This window comes from Bacillus sp. GS3m_15504, from assembly GCF_055825275.1.
The window spans coordinates 586,973-606,217 of the sequence record NZ_JBVVNL010000001.1; the positions used below are offsets into that span (position 1 = coordinate 586,973).

The following is a 19,245-nucleotide window of genomic DNA, read 5'->3' on the forward strand; positions in this document are numbered from 1 at the left end:
ATGCGAATGTTGAATCATAAAAAAATACAAGCGAATATGGCATCACGGTTTTTAAAAGATCGAATTTACAAATTGTTATTTTATATAGCAATTTTGTTTTCAATAGTAATACTACTTATTTTGCTTTTTCAAATTTTTGAAAAAGGTATCAGTTACCTTTCGTTAGAGTTTTTTACAAACTTCGCTTCGCGTAATCCGAAAGAAGCTGGGATTGCTGCAGCATTGTCAGGAACAATATTATTTATGAGTATTGTTATACCAGTCTCCTTTATATTTGGAGTCGGGACTGCTCTTTATTTAGAACAATATGCGAAGGAATCTATATTTAAAAAGGTAATAGAAATTAATAATCAAACGTTAGCAGGAGTACCTTCCGTTGTATTTGGATTACTCGGCTTAACTATTTTTGTATATGCTCTTCATTTAGGTGAGAGTATTATTGCGGCGGCACTGACGATGAGTTTACTCGTCTTACCTACAGTTGTTGTAGCAAGTCAGGAAGCGATACGATTAGTACCAAATTCATTATTAGAAGCTTCTTACGGATTAGGTGCTACGAAGTGGCAAACGATGTATCGAATTGTATTGCCGTATGCTTTTCCAGGAATTATAACAGGTTGTACGTTAGCGATATCAAGAGCGATTGGAGAAGCGGCACCGTTATTAGTTATTGGGGCACTTGCATTTGCAAATTATGTTCCATTTAGTATGTTTGATAGATTTACAGTTTTACCAATTCAAATTTTTAATTGGATGAGTAGACCACAAGAAGAATTTCAGTATGTAGCAGCTGCTGGGATGATTGTTTTGTTAGGTTTATTGCTCTTGATCAATATATTTGTCCTATGGTTACGAAATCGAAAATAAGTTGGAAATGGATGAAAGGGGAATTCAAATGGTGGCAACAGTAGTAAATGTACAGGTGAAAAACGAGGAGAAAATTGAGACTGCGCCAAAGAAAGTAGTGTTTGATACGAAAAACTTAAATCTATGGTACGGAGAAGATCATGCTTTAAAAGATATTAACTTAAGCATTCATGAGAATGAAGTTACGGCAATTATCGGGCCAAGTGGTTGTGGTAAATCAACTTACTTAAAAACATTAAATCGTATGGTAGAGTTAGTACCAATCGTACGAACTACAGGCGTAATTGAATATAGAGAGCGCAATATATTTGATAAATCATACCCAGTTGAAGAATTACGAACACATGTAGGAATGGTGTTCCAAAAACCAAATCCATTTCCAAAATCTATTTATGAAAATGTAGCATACGGTCCGAAAATTCATGGTATTAGCGATAAAAAAACATTAGATGAAATTGTTGAAAAAAGTTTACGTGGAGCAGCAATTTGGGATGAGTTAAAAGATCGTTTGCATGATAATGCATATGGTTTATCTGGTGGACAGCAACAGCGTCTATGTATCGCACGTTGTTTAGCGATTGAACCAGACGTTATTTTAATGGATGAGCCAACATCGGCACTAGATCCAATTTCAACATTAAAAGTAGAAGAATTAATTCAAGAATTAAAGAAAGACTTTAGCATCGTTATCGTAACACATAACATGCAACAGGCAGCACGTATTTCAGATAAAACTGCTTTCTTCTTAAGTGGAGAAGTTGTGGAGTATACAGATACAAATAAATTATTTACGACACCTTCAGATAAGCGTACAGAAGATTATATTACAGGCCGATTCGGTTGATGTCGCTAGCAAGGATAAGAGCAAATACCCTCTTAACAGAGGGTATTTCTTATTTTTACCTCATGTAAATTAGAGAAGTAATACTTCTCCTATCTTAAGGCTTATTATAAGTGGGCTAGGTAGGAGATATATATAATATTGAGGGGGAAGAAACAATGGTAAGAGAACAGTTTCAATGTGATTTAAAAACGTTACAGCAAAAAGTGATTGAGCTTGGCGAACTAGCGAGGGAAGCTTTATTGCTTGCTATGGAAGGTCTTCATAAAAGGGATGTAGAGAAAGCGTTAGAGGTAATAGATGGGGATTATCGTATGGATAATTTAGAAGAGGAAATAAATGATCTTGCGCTTATGCTTATTACGAAGCAGCAACCTGTAGCAAGTGATTTAAGAAGGATTTTCATTTCAATTAAAACAGCGACAGATTTAGAACGTATTGCAGATCATGCTGTTAATATTGCGAAATCAACAATTCGTCTCGGGGAAAAAGAAGTGTCTGTTAGTTTGCACAATCTTGATGAGATGTTTGCAATTGCAAATAACATGTTACAGTTAGCGTTAGATGCATATGAGCAAGAAAATTTAACGTTTGCGAAGCAAATTGCCGAAATGGATGATTCAGTTGATGAAATATATGGGAAAGCGATTCGTGAATTTATTTCTTCAGTTCCAGAACAACCAGAAGCAATTACACAAATTACACAATTATCGTTTGTAGCGAGATATATTGAGCGTGTAGCAGACCATATTACAAATATTGCTGAAAATGTTTTTTATTTAGTAAAAGGAAAGCATTACTTATTAAATGAATAAGGAAAAAGCAGGTGAAACATCACCTGCTTTTTTTAGTCAAAACATGACAAAAAAAGCTCGTTGTTTCCATTAGTGTATGATGGTAAGATGTATCATAATATAATGGAAAAAATAGGACAGATATGTTGTTCACTTATTAAGTAATATTTTACAAAGTTAATAGTAAGCGCTTTCTTTAGACGTTTAAAAGGTGCATGTATATAGGAGAAGCTTTACTACTTATCGGCCCGATTGGTCAAGGCTAACAACCAGTAGGAGATGAACAAAATCTTTATTAATGAAATTTTTATTTTATACTGCTAGTTAATGCTGGGTAGATAATATACATATCGTATATGAAGTTACTGAACATTATATAAGTGGAGGCTGAAGTATATGAAGGGGGTTATTTTAGCTGGAGGAAAAGGACGACGCCTTAGACCATTAACATGTAATACTCCAAAGCCGATGTTGCCATTATTAGAAAAGCCAGTTTTGGAATACAATATTGAATTATTGCGTCAGCATGGTATACGTGAGATTGCAATTACTGTTCAGTATATGAGTACGGCCATTAAGCAATATTTTGGTGACGGTAGCAAATGGGGCGTTAACTTGTACTACTTTGAAGACTCTCCACCGCTTGGAACTGCAGGGAGTATTAAACAAGCGGAAAAATTTTTGGATGAAACGTTTGTTGTCATAAGTGGGGATGCGTTAACTGATTTTCAATTATCAAAAGGAATTACGTTTCATGAACAACAGAAAAGAATGGTAACTATGTTTGTAAAGGAAGTAGAAAATCCACTCTCATTCGGTCTAGTTGTAATGAACAAAGAACAAGAGGTTACACGATATATAGAAAAACCGAGTTGGAATGAAGTAGTCTCTAATATTGTGAATACAGGTATATATATTATGGAGCCAGAAATTTTTTCTTACATACCGCCCCGAGAATTTTTTGATTTCAGTCAAGATGTGTTTCCATTATTGGCAAATAAAAACGCGTTATTTGCATATTTATCAGAAGGTTATTGGTTAGATATCGGTACATTTGATCAATATCGACAAGCCCAATTTGATTTGTTAACAAAAAAATTGCAAGTACCTATTCCTTATACTGAAGTATTGCCAATGGTATGGATGGGGGAAGGTGTGACGATTGGAAAAGGCACAAAAATTCACGGCCCTTCTTTTATTGGAGAGGGAGCAAAAATTGGTGCCGGGGCTGTAATTGAGCCGTACTCTATTATCGGGAAAAATAGTATTGTTTCGAGTTATTCTCATCTTCAAAAAAGTATTGTTTTTGCAAATGCGCACATTGGACAATATTGCGAGTTATTAGAAACGACAATAGGAGAGCATACAATGGTGGAAGATGACGTTACATTGTTTCAAAAAAGTATTGTAGCAGATCATTGTCATATAGGGAAAAGTACGGTAATTAAGCAAAAGGGAAAACTATGGCCATATAAGGCGATTGATAGCTATTCGGTAGTAGGATCGGCTGGTGTTCAAGAAAGTGAAAAGAGCGCCGGATGGCTGCAAAAAAGTCGCATTGTAGGAAGAGGGAACGTTGAAATCACCCCTCAATTTATAGTAAAGGTAGCGATGGCGTACGGATCCCTTTTTACCAAAGGGGAAAGTATATTAATCGGGAGCCAAGAACATATAGAAACGACTTCTTATAAAAATCTTTTTCTTCATGCGATTCATGGTATTGGGATTCATACGATGGAATGCAAAGAAATGAACGAATCGCTTTTTCAGTATAGCATTCAAGATTTACAATGTGCAGGTGGAGTTTTCATTCAAGTGGAAAATGAAAAAGAGGTTATTATAAAGTTATATGGTCAGGATGGGGCACAATTAACGTATAAGCAGCAAAAAGCGATAGAACAAGTATATATGTCTGAGTCTTTTTATTACGTATGTGAGAAAGAAATGGGGCGAAATAAGCTGGTCCATGTTTCTTTACATGATTATATAGAAGCTGTATTAGAGCGCATTGATATTGAGAAAATACAAAAACAGAAGTTCCACCTTCTTATTAATAAGAGAAATGATATGTTACAACATTTACTTATGCTTTTTTTGCAAAGGCTTGGATGCACAGTTACGTGGATTTATGCAGGTGAACAGAAGGATCATGTGAAGGCCTTGATGAAATCAAGTAAAGCGAATATGGCACTCATGTTTTCAGAGCAAGGAAATTATTTTGAGTTATATGATAATCATAGTAACATTTACCAGGGGACAGATTTTGAAGAGGTAGATATTCCAGATTTATTACTTGAATCGGCAGGAAATATTTACCCAATGTCTTTGAAATTAGGAGAATGTTACCTTCTATTTTATACGCAGGATGAAAAAAAGTCGTTTCAAGCGAGATGGAAGCGAGATATCCTATATCGAATTGGAAAATTATTTGAGCTAATAGCATTGCAGGGAAAAACATTTCTCAGCATAGTAGAGCAATCACCTCCGCTCTATTTACTTTGTGATGAAGTTGTATGTTCATGGAATGAAAAAGGGAAAGTGATGAGGAAATTATTGGCTGATATGGAAAGAAAGGAAGAAGGTATATTTGAAGGAGTACAGTTCAAATATACCGAAAAAGAGTGGTCTTATATCGTTTCTGACACAAAACAACCGAAATTTTTAGTGTATTCACATGCTAGAAACCCAGTCATAGCAAGGGAAAACATGAAAAATCTTATAGAAAAAATTAGACAATATCAAAAGGTGTAGAATTTTTATTTTAAAAGTGGTATTATAGTATAGTCTGATTTAAGTTATTAGTACTGGAGGGAAATAAGAATGCGTGTGAATATTACTCTAGCATGTACAGAATGCGGAGATCGTAACTATATCTCAAAGAAAAACAAACGTAACAACGCTGAGCGTATCGAGCTTAAAAAGTATTGCAAGCGTGACAAGAAGTCTACGTTACACCGTGAAACAAAGTAAGCAGTAGGAATATTTTCCTACTGTTTCTTTTTTTATTCGATTCCTCTCTTAAAAATGATACACTATCATCGTAGAGAAAAGTATCACTGTGAGGGGGAAAATGTGTGAGAGAAGAGAAACTACGTTTACGTAAACAAATAATAGAGCACATGAATTCTTTATCAAAAGAACGGTATACAACTTTATCAGAGCAAATAGCATTTTCGTTGTATGAGCAAAAAGAGTGGGCTGAAGCTAAAACAATTGGAATCACTCTCTCGATGGAAAATGAAGTGAATACATATCCTATTATCGAAAAAGCTTGGAAAGAAGGAAAGAGAGTTGTTGTTCCGAAGTGTAATAAAGAAACAAGAACGATGTCCTTTAGGCAAATTAGTAATTTTGATCAATTAGAAACAGTGTATATGAATTTACGTGAGCCAATTCCAGCACTTACGGAAGAAGTGAATGCAGATGAAATTGACCTTCAAATCGTACCAGGCGTAGCTTATACAGAGCGAGGAGAACGGATTGGATATGGCGGTGGCTATTATGATCGTTATCTCGTGCATTATAAAGGGAAAACGCTATCATTAGCTTATAGTTTTCAAATGGTAGAACATATTCCAGTAGAGCCGTTTGATAAAAATGTAGAAAAAATTATTACAGAAAAAGGAACAATGGTTAAAAATGGGCTTGTATAGACAAATAAAAATTGACGAGACTTTTTCTTCTTGATTATAATAAAATATGTGAACGTTTTCTTATTATAATTTTTTATAGTAAGTGAGCATAGAGGGTGATGAAATGGTATCTATATATGATATTCAGCAATTGCTAAAGAAATTTGGTACGATTATTTATACAGGAGATCGAATTGCAGATTTACAATTAATGCAAGATGAATTGCGTGAATTAAATCAATCACAGCTAATCGATCCACAAGACTATCAAACAGCTTTATTTTTATTGAAGCAAGAAATTCAAAAAGAGCTAAATAAGAATTAGATAAAGGTAGGTAAGCAACATGGAAGAGAAATGGTTAGTTGGTGTTGACCTTGGTGGTACAACGATTAAATTAGCATTTATTAATGTGTACGGTGAAATTTTACATAAGTGGGAAATCCCTACGAATACAAATGAGCAAGGAAAACATATTACACTTGATGTAGCGAAAGCTATTGATAAAAAGTTAGAAGAGTTAGGTGAATTAAAAAGTAAGTTAATCGGTATTGGTATGGGAGCTCCTGGCCCTGTACACGTGGCGTCTGGAATGATTTATGAAGCGGTTAACTTAGGATGGAAAAACTATCCGTTAAAAGATTTATTAGAAGTAGAAACAGGATTACCTGTTGTTATTGATAATGATGCAAATTTAGCGGCACTTGGTGAAATGTGGAAGGGTGCTGGTGAAGGAGCAAAAGATTTAATTTGTATGACACTTGGCACTGGTGTTGGCGGCGGTGTAATTGCTAATGGCGAGATTGTACATGGCGTAAGCGGTGCTGCTGGTGAGATTGGACACATTACAGTCGTTACAGAGAATGCTTTCCCATGTAATTGCGGGAAGTCTGGTTGCCTAGAAACTGTAGCATCTGCAACAGGTATTGTACGTGTTGCTATGCAGAAAATACAAGAGACTGATAAAGAAAGTATTCTACGTTCTATGTTAGCAGAAGAAGGGCGTATTACATCAAAAGACGTATTTGAAGCACATGGACAAGGTGATGAACTAGCAGGCGAAGTAGTAGAAAAGGTAGCTTCTTATTTAGGATTAGCTGTAGCGAACCTTTCGAGCACGTTGAATCCAGAGAAAATTGTTATTGGTGGAGGCGTTTCTAAAGCTGGAGATGCATTATTAGAACCAATTCAACGTTATTTCGAGCAATATGCTTTCTCACGTGCTGTAAAGAGCACGAAGTTAGCTATTGCAACACTTGGTAATGATGCAGGTGTTATCGGAGGAGCTTGGCTTGTAAAAAAGCACAAATACGAAGCGAAGATGATATAAGTTGTGAACTATGAAAAGAGGAAGGGAAACCCTTCCTCTTTTTGTGCGAAATCTGGATGAAGAATAATCTGTAAATGAATTAAGCTGCTGGTGGGTACCCGTTATATAGAACAGTCATGATTGTAAACCATCCGAAAACGAGTACAGTTGCAATGGCAAAGCCACCCGCGAGAAAATTCTTTTCCCGAAGTGTTCTAAGCGTAGCAAATACAGCTAACAGAGTGACAAGCGTAAAAATAATAACAAGGCCCATACAATATCCTCCTCTGTCTACCCATTCCTTAATATGAGTTTTTAGAAAATTTACTCTTTTATATTGTACATGTTTTAAAAATGATTGTCGAGATAGCATCCTTTCTTTTCCTAAGAGAAAAAAATGTTGTATCATTGAAAGTAAGTTTAATAATTGGAGGAGATTTTCATATGAAATGGATACAAATGCCGTTAGGCCTATTACAAACAAATGCTTATATTTTAAAGAATGATAAAAATGAATGTGTTATCTTTGATCCTGGTCATGAAGGAGAGAAGCTCGTTACATATTTACAAGAAGAGCAATTAAAGCCACTGGCTGTTTTATTAACACATGCTCACTTTGATCATATTGGCGCTGTTGATGCGGTAAGAGACGCTTTTCATATTCCTGTGTACGTACATAAAGAAGAAGAAGATTGGTTAGGTGATGCAACTGTAAATGGTTCTCAAATTTTTATGATGAATCGCAGTATTACAGCAAAACCAGCAGATCATATTATTGATGCAGAAGGTACATTAGCAATTGGTTCATTTAATTTTGAAATTTTTGAGACGCCAGGACATTCTCCAGGTAGTATTTCTTATTATTGTAAAGAGGCGAGTGCTGTATTTTCTGGAGATGTATTGTTCCAAATGAGCATCGGAAGAACAGATTTACCTGGTGGAAGTTTTGCTGAATTGATTGGAAGTATTGAAGAGAAATTATTTGTATTACCTGATGAAACAGCGGTGCTATGTGGACATGGTCCAGAAACAAGCATTGGTTTTGAAAAAGAAAATAATCCATTTTTACAGTAAGGAGCTAGTATGGGGATGGAGCTCATTTTAAAAGAATGGATGGAAAAAGAAAAGGATTATTCAATTTCATACAGTACATATATGAAACTCGCATTATACGCAGAGGAACATGGATACTATATGAAAGAACGTGAAAAAATAGGAAGACAAGGGGATTTTTTTACAAGTAGCAACGTATCTTCTGCTTTTGCAAAAACCTTTGCTAAGTTTTTTGTTCGTCTTGTTGAAAATGGTGAAGTTGCTCCGAATATTTGTGAGATTGGTGGGGGAACAGGAAGGTTTGCCTATGATGTTTTACAAGAATGGAAGCAATTATCACCGGAAACTTTTATTAATTTAAACTATTCGATGATTGAAATGAGCCCTTTTCATAGAAAATTACAGCAGAAAAGTCTTTGTTCGTTTTCTAACGTGTCATACTATACGTCGCATAGTGAAATGGGAGAATCATTCGAAGGGATTCTTTTTTCAAATGAGTTATTTGATGCATTTCCTGTTGAAGTAATTGAGAAGAGAAATGGAATATTGTATGAAGTACGTGTTACGTACACAGAGGAAGGGAAACTTGCAGAAGTATGTAGGCCGTTACATAAAAGAATTGGTCGATACTTATTGAAATATAATATTCATCTTGCTGAAGGCCAGCGTTTTGAAGTACCGATTGCGATGGAAGAATTTATAAAAGAAATTGCGAAATGGTTTCAACGAGGTGTATGTATTACAGTTGATTATGGATATACAAAAGAAGAATGGATGCATCCTGCACATCAAGAAGGAAGTTTACGAGGATATTACGAGCATAAGTTAATTCGTAATCCTTTAGCGCATCCAGGTGAGATGGATCTTACTACTCATATTCATTGGGACGAATTGAAAGAGATGTTTAGTCTGCAAGGTATGAATACGGTATGGCATAAGAAACAATCTGAGTTTTTGTTAGCAGCAGGGATACTAGATCAGCTTACAAATCACCAAGATAGGAATCCTTTTTCTGAAACTCAAAAACAAAATCGTGCAGTTCGTTCTATGATTTTGAATGGAGGATTAGGGAATGCATTTGATGTTGTTATACATACGAAACATATGCAACAGTTACACTTGGATCGGTATTTGAAAATATAAAAAAACAAGACACAGCATAGTTCTGTGTCTTGTTTTTTAATACGACTTATGTAGCATCATATATTTCCTCTCATGATATATATTTATATTAAAGATATGAGATAAAAAATATAAAATACGTCCTTTTTCTCTGTTTATGAGTCCCTAACCCAATAATACGCGAACGAGTTGAATAATTGTCTCGTTTTCTACTTTGTAATAAATTTCCAAACCTTTTCTTTCGCTTGAAACGATTTTAGCACTTTTTAATTTTGCTAAATGCTGTGAAATTGTAGATTGTGGCATGTTTAAGCCAGTGTACATTGTAGAAACGTTGCTTGGACCACGTTCAATTAATCCTTTTACAATACATAAGCGAACAGGATGAGCAAGTACTTTCAATAATTCTGCATTGCTTTCATATAGTTCTATTTCTTTTTGAAAGGTTTCTAACATGTTTTTTTCCACCTCCGTGTGAGCTGTTATACCATACTATACATACCAAAAAATTAAAGAAAAGAAAACAGTTGTTGCAGAAAAACATTCCTAAAGTAAAGAAATTGTAAGAAAAGAGACCCTGATGTAAATAAAGTAGATGATTTAGCACGGTTTTGTAAAATGACATTTTTGGGTGAAAATTTCGATGCGTTTTAAAAATTGAAAGATATAGATATATTTGTAACACAATTTTATCATGATTTTCTTATTCTTTCAAATGAATATACAAAATTTTTAAAATAATATGAAAAAGGAATTGTAATGTTATATATAGAATATAAAACAGGTTAAAAGAAAAGAAGCTGAATGTAATCAGCTTCTTTATGGTGAAAATGAAATGTTTGAATATAGCTGATAAATCTTAGAATTACCAAGATATTAGTTATGTATTCTAGATTTCATCTTTTATCAATTTTAAAAATCTGTTGTTCCATATATTTTCATAAAAATCAATTGTCTCTTTTGCGGACATAAATGGATTATTTAACGTAGACGTTGCTTTCTGTACCATGAAGTTTTCGTACCCTAGTCCATGGGCAAATTTAATCGTAGCATCCATGCAGTACTCAGTTTGGGCACCACAAAATTCAATACGCTGTACAGATAATTGGTCTAAAATTTCTATTAAGTTAGTTTTAAAAAACGAATTTGCATGTGTTTTTCTTATAAAAAAATCTTGCTCTTGAACATCTAGATCAGAATGAATAGCCCAAAGTTCTTTTTCGGGTACTAAATCATCGTCACAATGTTGAACAAAAATGATTGGTTTATTTAATTTTCTGTATGAAGAAATTCTTTTATTTACTTTTGTAAGTAAGTTTTTTAAATCGAATAAATGTTCTTCGCTATAACATACTCCATTTTGTAAATCAATAACGATTAAAATATCACAAGTATTCATTATTCTCCCCCTTTTATCCCTTAATATATCAATAAATCCATTACCTTGAAATAGAAGGTAATGGATTTATTTTTTGTGAACTATGTAAACAGAAGATATGAAAACTTAATTTCATATCTTCTGTTCATTCTATGCATTTACAGGTTCTTCTACATAAGAAAGGGCATTTTCAAAGTCGGATATTAAATCATCAACATTTTCAAGGCCGACGGATAAACGAAGTAATGAATTGGAAATACCTCTTTCATCACGAGCTTCTTGTGACAGTGCTGCATGTGACATTTTAGCCGGATAGGAAAGAATTGATTCGACAGCTCCTAAACTAACTGCAAACACAGGTAATTTTACTTTTGATAAAAATTGGCGGAGTGCATCTTCTGATTGTAAAGTGAAGGATAGGACAGCTCCGGCCGATGTTGCTTGAGATTGTTGAATATCAAATCCAAGATGTGTTTGTAAGCCAGGATAATAGACATTTTGAATTTTACTGTGCTCTTGTAAATACTGTGCAATTTTATTGGCATTCGCAGCTGAATGCTCAAGACGTACATGTAATGTTTTTAGACCGCGAAGTACGAGAGAGCAATCTTGAGGTCCTAAAATGGCGCCGAATGCATTTTGTAAAAATCCAAGTTTTTGAGCAAGTTCGGCATCTTTTACGACCGCTAATCCAGCAGTAACATCACTGTGACCAGCAATGAACTTTGTAGCGCTATGAAGAACGACATCTACGCCGAGATCAAGTGGTTTCTGGAATAGTGGTGTCAAAAATGTATTATCAACAAAAGTAAGAGCGCCAATAGATTTTGCAAGTGTAGAAACAGCACGAATATCTGTTACTTTTAAAAGCGGGTTAGAAGGTGTTTCTACATAAAAGAGCTTTGTATTTTGTTTTATATTTTGCTTGATTTCTTCTAGATTGGTCATATCAACAAATGTATGTGAAACACCATAACGGGAGAGAACTTCAGTTATTATTCGATAAGTCCCTCCGTATACGTCTTCTGAAATGAGTACGTGATCACCTTGTGAAAGAAGGAGGAATGCAGTAGAAATCGCTGCAATTCCTGATGCGAAGGCAAATCCTTTCGTTCCGCCTTCTAATAAAGCAATGATGTCTTCAAGAGCTTCACGAGTTGGATTTCCTGACCTGCTATAGTCATATTTCCCGAACGTATCTACATCGAACTGGTGGAATGTTGATGTGTTATAGATGGGAACGTTAACCGCTCCTGTTTGTGGATCATGTTTATATTGGTTGTGTAGTAAGAGTGTATCTATAGAATAACTCATATTCTTACACCTTCTTTTACAAGTTTAATGGCTTGCTGTAAGTCTTGAATTAAATCGTTACTATTTTCAATGCCAACAGAAAATCGAAGAAGACGATTACATACACCGTTTGCTGTTCTGATTTCTTCAGGAATATCAGCGTGTGTTTGTGTTGCTGGATATGTCATTAAACTTTCAACACCACCAAGACTTTCGGCGAATGTAATTAAGGATAAAGATTGTAAGAATGGATTAATCCATTCTTCATCTTTAAGACGAAATGAGATCATGCCGCCTCTTCCAGGATAAAATACATCTGTCACCCCGTCCTCATTATTTAAATAAGCAACAACTGCTTTTGCATTTTCTTCATGTTGTCTCATGCGAAGCGCTAACGTTTTCATACCACGGATTAATAGCCATGAGTCAAATGGACTTAAGACCGCACCTGATGCATTATGATAATGGGCGATTTCCTCACAAAGTTCCTTTCCTTTTGCAACGACAAGTCCGCTTAGTACATCGTTATGTCCTCCTAAATATTTTGTTGCGCTATGAAGTACAATGTCAGCACCTTCTGTTAATGGCTGCTGTATATAAGGCGTGTAGAATGTGTTGTCTACAATAAGAAGTAGTCCGTGTCTTTTTGCTACAGTTGCGACAGCGGCAATATCAGTAACTTGCATTAATGGATTTGTCGGGGTTTCTATGAAAATAGCTTTCGTTTCAGTTGTGATAGCTTGCTCAATTTGTTTAATAGATTGTGTATTTACGTATCTACATCGAACATTCCACTTTTTTTCGTGCTCAGAAAATAATCGATAAGTGCCCCCGTATAAATCTTCGGATACAATAAGTTCGTCTCCAGAGCGGAATAGGGAAAGGACAAGGAGCACAGCTGCCATACCGGAACTACAGGCATAACCTTGTTCGCCGTATTCTAAGTCTGCGATTGCCTGTTCTAATAGGCCGCGAGTTGGATTTCCAGTTCGTGAATAGTCAAATCCAGTAGATTTACCAATTCCTTCGTGACGATAAGCAGTTGAAAAGTAAACAGGCGGATTAACAGTTCCTGTTGTAGTTTCACTCCGGTTTCCGATTTGCGCTAGTTTTGTTTCGATAGTTGACATGTAAAAATTCCTCCTTTTTAAATTGAACCAGTAGTTGAATATAAAATAAAAAAAGCCTTCTAAGAAGAAGGCTTTCGGTTTGAATAGAGTCTTCTTCTCATCTGTCAAATTTTTCACAATTTGCTGGAATTAGCACCTTATTAACAAATGTTAATGGTTGCTGAGGCGTCATAGGGCCAGTCCCTCTACCTCTCTAGATAAGAATGTTCGTATGAAATTTTATTATGGTTTTAACTTTACAACAAAAGATAATTGAATTGCAACTTTATTTTAAATAATTTTTATTTTTACGCAAGTGTCATTGACTTTTGCATTTGTGCGTGCTAAATTTATTAAAAAATTAACAAACATTGTTAAAAGGGGAACGCATTTCCTTTTAGCTACATAAATAAAATAATAAAGACAACTCTTATTGAGAGCGGTGGAGGGAAAGGCCCTGTGAAACCCGGCAACCTTCAAACGAAATGTTTGAAACGGTGCTAATACCTGCAAAACGAATGTTTTGCATAATAAGAGGAGGAACAATTATGTCCCCCTCTTCAAAGTGAAGAGGGGGTTTTTATATTGATAGAAATGAGGGAGATTTGTGAAATTACTAGATTTATTGTCAAAAGGAATTGTAATAGGTGATGGTGCGGTTGGAACATTATTACATTCACACGGTTTGCAAAGTAGTTTTGAAGAATTGAATATATCTGATCCAGATTTAATTATATCGATTCATAAGCAATATGTAGCTGCTGGGGCAGATGTAATTCAAACAAATACGTACGGAGCAAATGAAGCGAAATTACGTATGTATGGTTTAGAAAATCAAGTTACTGAAATTAATAGAGCCGCAGTAAAACTGGCGAAAGCATCTGTTACAGACAGAAATGCAATTTTAGGAACAATAGGTGGTATGAAACATATTGGAGCGGTTACGACAACTGATATGGAGCGAGAATTTATGTTACTGGAACAAGCAAGTGCATTATTAGAAGAACAGGTTGATGGACTGCTATTAGAGACTTTTTATGATGAGTTTGAATTACTCCATGCTGTTCAGGTGTTACGAAAAGAAACGAATATTCCAATTGTAGCGCAATTAGCGTTACATGAGGCAGGTACGACTCAAAATGGAAATGATGTAAATGAAATATTAAAACAGCTTTTAGATTACGGTGCAAATGTTGTTGGATTGAACTGCCAACTAGGGCCACTTCATATGACGGAAGCTTTTAAAATGATATCGATTCCGAAAAATGGTTACTTGTCAGCGTATCCAAATGCAGGTCTCCCAAATTATGTGGAGGGACGTTATGTATACGAGGGGAGTCCAGCTTATTTCGAAGCGATGACACCGAAATTTATTGAGCAAGGTATTCGGTTATTGGGTGGTTGTTGTGGCACGACTCCAGAACATATTGAAAGTATGAAACGTGCGACTCTAAATGTTACACCTGTAATAGAAAAAGATACGATTCAAAGACCGAAAGTAGTTCATACACACGAGAAACGTTCAAAAGCTCATGTCACTTTAGCAGAGAAAGCAAAAAAACAAACGACAGTAGTAGTAGAATTAGATCCACCGAAAACGTTAGATACGCAGCGATTTTTTGAAGGCGCAAGAGCATTGAAAAGGGCTGGAGCAGATGCTATTACTCTAGCAGATAATTCATTAGCATCGCCTCGTATCTCAAATATGGCAATGGGAGCATTATTAACGAAGCACGATATTCCGGTATTGACGCATTTAACGTGTAGAGACCATAACGTCATCGGACTACAATCTCACTTGCTAGGCTTGTCAGCGTTAGGTATGGAAGAAGTATTAGCTTTAACTGGTGATCCAGCACGCGTTGGTGATTTTCCAGGTGCCACTTCTGTATATGATTTATCCTCTATTGAGCTCATTAAAATGATTAAAGAAATGAACGATGGGCGTTCTATTTTAGGGAAATCGATAGGTCCAGCAACAAGGTTTTCAGTAGGCGGCGCGTTTAATCCGCATGTAAGACATTTAAAAGCAGCGGTTAAGCGAATGGAACGGAAAATAGATGCTGGAGCGGAATATTTCTTAACGCAGCCGATTTATGATATCGCGTTAATCGAAGAAGTGTACGAAGCGACGAAGCATTTGGAACAACCTATTTTTATTGGCATTATGCCATTAATAAGTAAACGGAATGCAGATTTTCTTCATTTTGAGGTGCCAGGTATTACGCTACCGGAAGCCGTAAGGGAGAGGATGGATGGTCATGAAACGAAAGAGGCGGCAATTGAGGAAGGAATTCGTATTTCACAAGAGTTGATTGATGAGACGATGAAATATTTTAACGGTATTTATCTTATTACGCCATTTCTAAAATATGAAATTACAGAACATCTTGTTAAATATGTGAGAGAAAAGCAAGAAGTGAAAGAAGGTATTAATTGATGAAATGTATAGAAGAAAAATTACAAAATAACATCTTACTATTAGATGGTGCAATGGGAACGATGATCCAGCAAGAGGACTTAACTGCGGAAGATTTCGGAGGGGAAGAGTATGAAGGTTGTAATGAGTATTTAGTAGAAACAAGACCAGATGTTATTTTAAAGATTCATAAAGCTTACATTGAAGCTGGAGCGGATATTATTGAAACGAATACATTTGGGGCAACAAATATTGTACTAAGTGATTATGAGTTATCTCATTTAGACGAAGAGCTAAATGAGAAGGCAGCGCGTTTAGCGAAGCAAGCAGTCAAAGAAAGTGGGAAGGAAGTATATGTTGCCGGAGCAATGGGACCGACAACGAAAGCGATTAGTGTTACTGGTGGTGTAACGTTTGAAGAATTAATTGAAGCTTATACACGGCAAGCAAGAGGATTGTTGAAAGGAGAAGTTGATGTATTACTAGTTGAGACGAGTCAAGATATGCGTAACGTGAAGGCTGCTTATATTGGAATTCAAGCAGCCTTTGACGAACTAAAAAAAATTGTACCTATCATGATTTCGGGAACGATTGAACCGATGGGAACGACTCTGGCTGGGCAAACAATTGAGGCTTTTTACTTATCGGTAGAACATATGAAGCCATTATCTGTTGGATTAAACTGTGCGACTGGTCCGGAGTTTATGAGAGATCATATTCGTTCACTATCTGATTTGTCGGAGTGTTACATTTCTTGTTATCCAAATGCAGGTCTTCCTGATGAAGATGGACATTATCATGAATCTCCATCTTCTCTCGCTGAAAAAGTGAAGCGATTTGCTGAAGAAGGATGGGTTAATATTATCGGTGGTTGTTGTGGCACAACACCAGAACATATAAAAGCAATGAAAGAAGCACTAGCATCCCTAAAGCCTCGTGAACATCATGAACGAGAAGGTCATGGAGTTAGTGGATTAGAGGCACTGCAATATGATGACTCTATGAGACCATTATTTGTTGGTGAAAGAACAAACGTTATTGGATCACGTAAATTTAAACGATTAGTAGCAGAAGGGAAATTTGAAGAGGCTGCTGAAGTCGCAAGAGCGCAAGTGAAGAAAAATGCTCATATTATTGATATTTGTATGGCAGACCCGGACCGGGATGAAATAGAAGATATGGAAAACTTCTTGGCAGAAGTTACGAAAGTGTTAAAAGTACCGATTATGATTGACTCAACAGATGAACATGTGATGGAGCGAGCTCTTACTTATATTCAAGGGAAAGCTGTTATTAATTCAATTAACTTAGAAGATGGAGAAGAACGATTTATAAAAGTGACGCCGCTTCTTCAGAAATATGGTGCCGCTATTGTTGTAGGAACAATTGATGAAGACGGTATGGCAGTAAGTGCAGAAAGAAAACTCGAAATTGCGAAAAGAAGTTATGAGTTATTGACCACGAAATATGGTATACGCCCGTCAGATATTATTTTTGATGCACTCGTGTTTCCTGTAGGGACAGGGGATGAAGAATATATTGGCTCGGCGGCAGCGACAATAGAAGGGATTCGTCTTATTAAAGAAGCATTGCCAGAATGTTTAACGATTTTAGGTGTAAGTAACATATCATTTGGTTTACCACCAGCTGGCCGCGAAGTATTAAATTCGGTCTTCTTATACCATGCAACGAAAGCAGGATTAGACTACGCGATTGTGAATACGGAAAAATTAGAGCGCTATGCATCAATTCCTGATGAAGAAAAACGGCTTGCAGATGCATTACTTTTTGAAACGACGCAAGAGACGCTAGAAGAATTTACAAACTTTTATCGCGTGGCAAAAAAGAAAGATGTTGTTGTCCAAGAAACATTAACTCTTGATGAAAGGTTAGCTAATTACATTGTAGAAGGGACAAAACAAGGGTTACACGAAGATTTAAGCCTCGCGCTTACAGAAGGAAGAAAACCTTTGGATATTATTAATGGCCCACTTATGACAGGGATGGATGAGGTAGGACGATTATTTAATAATAATGAGCTAATCGTTGCTGAAGTATTGCAAAGTGCTGAAAGTATGAAAGCTGCTGTAAGTTATTTAGAGCCACATATGGAATCTAGCGATAGTGCAAAAAAAGGGAAAGTATTATTAGCAACTGTTAAAGGTGACGTACATGATATTGGGAAAAACCTCGTTGAAATTATTTTAGCGAATAACGGATATGAGATTATTAATTTAGGAATCAATGTTCGCTCGGATCGAATTGTTCAAGAAGTACAAGAAAAGAAGCCTGATATTATAGGTCTTTCTGGTTTATTAGTAAAATCGGCTCAACAAATGGTAACGACTGCAGAAGATTTAAAAGCTGCGGATATTGATATTCCAATTGTTGTAGGCGGGGCAGCGCTAACGAGAAAGTTTACAGATAATCGCATTTCGCCATCTTATAAAGGGCTCGTATGTTATGCAAGTGATGCGATGACGGGGCTGGATATTATTAATAAGCTTCAAAAAGAAGAAGAGCGTGAGAAGATGAAGCAGGATAAAAAAGAACGTCATCTTCATATCGTAACAAAAGAAGAAAAGAAAATAGAAATTCCAGCAGTAATTGAGCCATTACCAAAATCAGAGGTTATGGTACCTGATTCAACGAAGCGAATTGTATTACGAGATGTTCCCGCCCTTCATCTCGCACCATTTCTGAATAGACAAATGCTACTTGGACATCATCTTGGATTAAAAGGAAGCGTGAAGAAGCTTTTGAAAGAGGGAGATAAAAGAGCACATGAATTAAATGATTTAATAGATGAATTATTGCAGGAAGGACAATCTTGGTTAAAACCGAAAGCGGTGTATCAATTTTTCCCAGCGCAAAGTGACGGACAAAACATTGTAATATATGATCCAGAAGATCATACGCGTGTTATAGAGCGTTTCACATTCCCAAGGCAAGGAAGGGCTCCATATCGTACTTTAGGTGATTATTTACGACCAATTGGAGATGAGATGGACTATGTTGCTTTCCTATCTGTTACGGTTGGAGAAGGCGTTCGGGGCATTGCTGAAGAGTGGAAGGCGAAAGGTGATTATTTACGCAGTCATGCCATTCAATCGTTAGCGCTTGAACTAGCAGAAGGACTTGCTGAAAAAACACATATGCTTATTCGTGATCGCTGGGGTATTCCAGATTCACCAGAATTGACGATGGAAGAACGTTTCCGTACGAAATATAGAGGGATACGCGTGTCCTTCGGTTATCCAGCATGTCCAGAACTTGCGGATCAAGAAAAGTTATTTCGACTTATTCATCCAGAAGAAATAGGTATTTCATTAACGGAAGGGTTTATGATGGAACCAGAAGCATCTGTAACGGCTATGGTATTTTCTCACCCCGAGGCAAGATATTTTAGTGTATTATAGTCTAGAAGGGG

At 36.1% G+C, this 19,245-nt stretch carries 17 protein-coding genes and 2 riboswitches; of the genes, 12 read left to right on the forward strand and 5 right to left on the reverse strand.

Going from position 1 to position 19,245, the window contains the following annotated elements:
• From pstA to glcK, 8 genes are all read left to right on the forward strand, one after another.
• Positions 1-867: a phosphate ABC transporter permease PstA gene (pstA, locus tag AC0L0O_RS03215; RefSeq protein WP_428888990.1), complete on the forward strand. Its 867-nt coding sequence runs from the start codon at positions 1-3 to the stop codon at positions 865-867.
• Between the two features lie 28 nt (positions 868-895).
• Positions 896-1,711: a phosphate ABC transporter ATP-binding protein gene (gene pstB / locus AC0L0O_RS03220; protein WP_000226683.1), complete on the forward strand. Its 816-nt coding sequence runs from the start codon at positions 896-898 to the stop codon at positions 1,709-1,711.
• A gap of 155 nt (positions 1,712-1,866) precedes the next feature.
• Complete coding sequence (gene phoU / locus AC0L0O_RS03225) at positions 1,867-2,523, forward strand: phosphate signaling complex protein PhoU (protein ID WP_000251234.1); 657 nt, start codon at positions 1,867-1,869, stop codon at positions 2,521-2,523.
• 375 nt (positions 2,524-2,898) lie between these two features.
• Positions 2,899-5,253 (forward strand): sugar phosphate nucleotidyltransferase, encoded by a 2,355-nt coding sequence (locus tag AC0L0O_RS03230; RefSeq protein WP_000679312.1) that lies wholly within the window; start codon positions 2,899-2,901, stop codon positions 5,251-5,253.
• A gap of 69 nt (positions 5,254-5,322) precedes the next feature.
• A complete protein-coding gene (gene rpmG, locus AC0L0O_RS03235; protein ID WP_001265616.1) occupies positions 5,323-5,472 on the forward strand; it encodes a 50S ribosomal protein L33 in 150 nt (49 codons plus the stop codon).
• Between the two features lie 104 nt (positions 5,473-5,576).
• A complete protein-coding gene (locus AC0L0O_RS03240; protein ID WP_001206424.1) occupies positions 5,577-6,155 on the forward strand; it encodes a 5-formyltetrahydrofolate cyclo-ligase in 579 nt (192 codons plus the stop codon).
• Between the two features lie 103 nt (positions 6,156-6,258).
• A complete protein-coding gene (locus tag AC0L0O_RS03245) occupies positions 6,259-6,459 on the forward strand; it encodes a YqgQ family protein (protein ID WP_000253699.1) in 201 nt (66 codons plus the stop codon).
• A 19-nt stretch (positions 6,460-6,478) separates the two neighbouring features.
• The gene (gene glcK, locus AC0L0O_RS03250) at positions 6,479-7,462 is read left to right on the forward strand and encodes a glucokinase (protein WP_000391706.1); all 984 of its coding nucleotides are present in this window, start codon (positions 6,479-6,481) and stop codon (positions 7,460-7,462) included.
• Positions 7,463-7,541: 79 nt separating this feature from the next.
• On the opposite strand, the gene AC0L0O_RS03255 is transcribed toward glcK, so the two are convergent.
• The gene (locus AC0L0O_RS03255; protein ID WP_000524853.1) at positions 7,542-7,715 is read right to left on the reverse strand and encodes a DUF2759 domain-containing protein; all 174 of its coding nucleotides are present in this window, start codon (positions 7,713-7,715) and stop codon (positions 7,542-7,544) included.
• 170 nt (positions 7,716-7,885) lie between these two features.
• Between AC0L0O_RS03255 and AC0L0O_RS03260 the strand changes: the two genes are divergently transcribed.
• A complete protein-coding gene (locus AC0L0O_RS03260; RefSeq protein WP_428888992.1) occupies positions 7,886-8,515 on the forward strand; it encodes an MBL fold metallo-hydrolase in 630 nt (209 codons plus the stop codon).
• Between the two features lie 9 nt (positions 8,516-8,524).
• Positions 8,525-9,637, forward strand: coding sequence for a class I SAM-dependent methyltransferase (locus tag AC0L0O_RS03265; RefSeq protein ID WP_000525117.1), 1,113 nt, complete (start codon positions 8,525-8,527; stop codon positions 9,635-9,637).
• Between the two features lie 144 nt (positions 9,638-9,781).
• Here AC0L0O_RS03265 and AC0L0O_RS03270 read toward each other — a convergent pair whose 3' ends face one another.
• The 4 genes from AC0L0O_RS03270 to metI all read right to left on the reverse strand — a co-directional run bounded on the left by AC0L0O_RS03270 (position 9,782) and on the right by metI (position 13,417).
• Positions 9,782-10,072, reverse strand: a complete 291-nt coding sequence (locus tag AC0L0O_RS03270; protein ID WP_000894375.1) for an ArsR/SmtB family transcription factor — start codon at positions 10,070-10,072, stop codon at positions 9,782-9,784.
• 433 nt (positions 10,073-10,505) lie between these two features.
• The gene (locus AC0L0O_RS03275) at positions 10,506-11,015 is read right to left on the reverse strand and encodes a cysteine hydrolase family protein (RefSeq protein ID WP_001090572.1); all 510 of its coding nucleotides are present in this window, start codon (positions 11,013-11,015) and stop codon (positions 10,506-10,508) included.
• A gap of 129 nt (positions 11,016-11,144) precedes the next feature.
• A complete protein-coding gene (metC, locus tag AC0L0O_RS03280; protein ID WP_000122277.1) occupies positions 11,145-12,308 on the reverse strand; it encodes a cystathionine beta-lyase in 1,164 nt (387 codons plus the stop codon).
• Positions 12,305-13,417, reverse strand: a complete 1,113-nt coding sequence (gene metI / locus AC0L0O_RS03285) for a cystathionine gamma-synthase/O-acetylhomoserine thiolyase (RefSeq protein ID WP_375361240.1) — start codon at positions 13,415-13,417, stop codon at positions 12,305-12,307. Before metI ends, metC begins: the two co-directional genes overlap by 4 nt.
• Positions 13,418-13,511: 94 nt before the next feature.
• Positions 13,512-13,621, reverse strand: a riboswitch (SAM riboswitch).
• Between the two features lie 202 nt (positions 13,622-13,823).
• A riboswitch (SAM riboswitch) is annotated at positions 13,824-13,933 on the forward strand.
• Positions 13,934-14,003: 70 nt separating this feature from the next.
• On the opposite strand from metI, the gene AC0L0O_RS03290 reads away from it, so the two are divergent.
• Positions 14,004-15,836 carry a bifunctional homocysteine S-methyltransferase/methylenetetrahydrofolate reductase gene (locus AC0L0O_RS03290; RefSeq protein WP_000770331.1) on the forward strand — a complete coding sequence of 611 codons (1,833 nt, stop codon included), beginning with the start codon at positions 14,004-14,006 and terminating at the stop codon, positions 15,834-15,836.
• The gene (gene metH / locus AC0L0O_RS03295) at positions 15,836-19,234 is read left to right on the forward strand and encodes a methionine synthase (RefSeq protein ID WP_000649714.1); all 3,399 of its coding nucleotides are present in this window, start codon (positions 15,836-15,838) and stop codon (positions 19,232-19,234) included. Before AC0L0O_RS03290 ends, metH begins: the two co-directional genes overlap by 1 nt.
• The last annotated feature ends 11 nt before the right edge of the window (positions 19,235-19,245 follow it).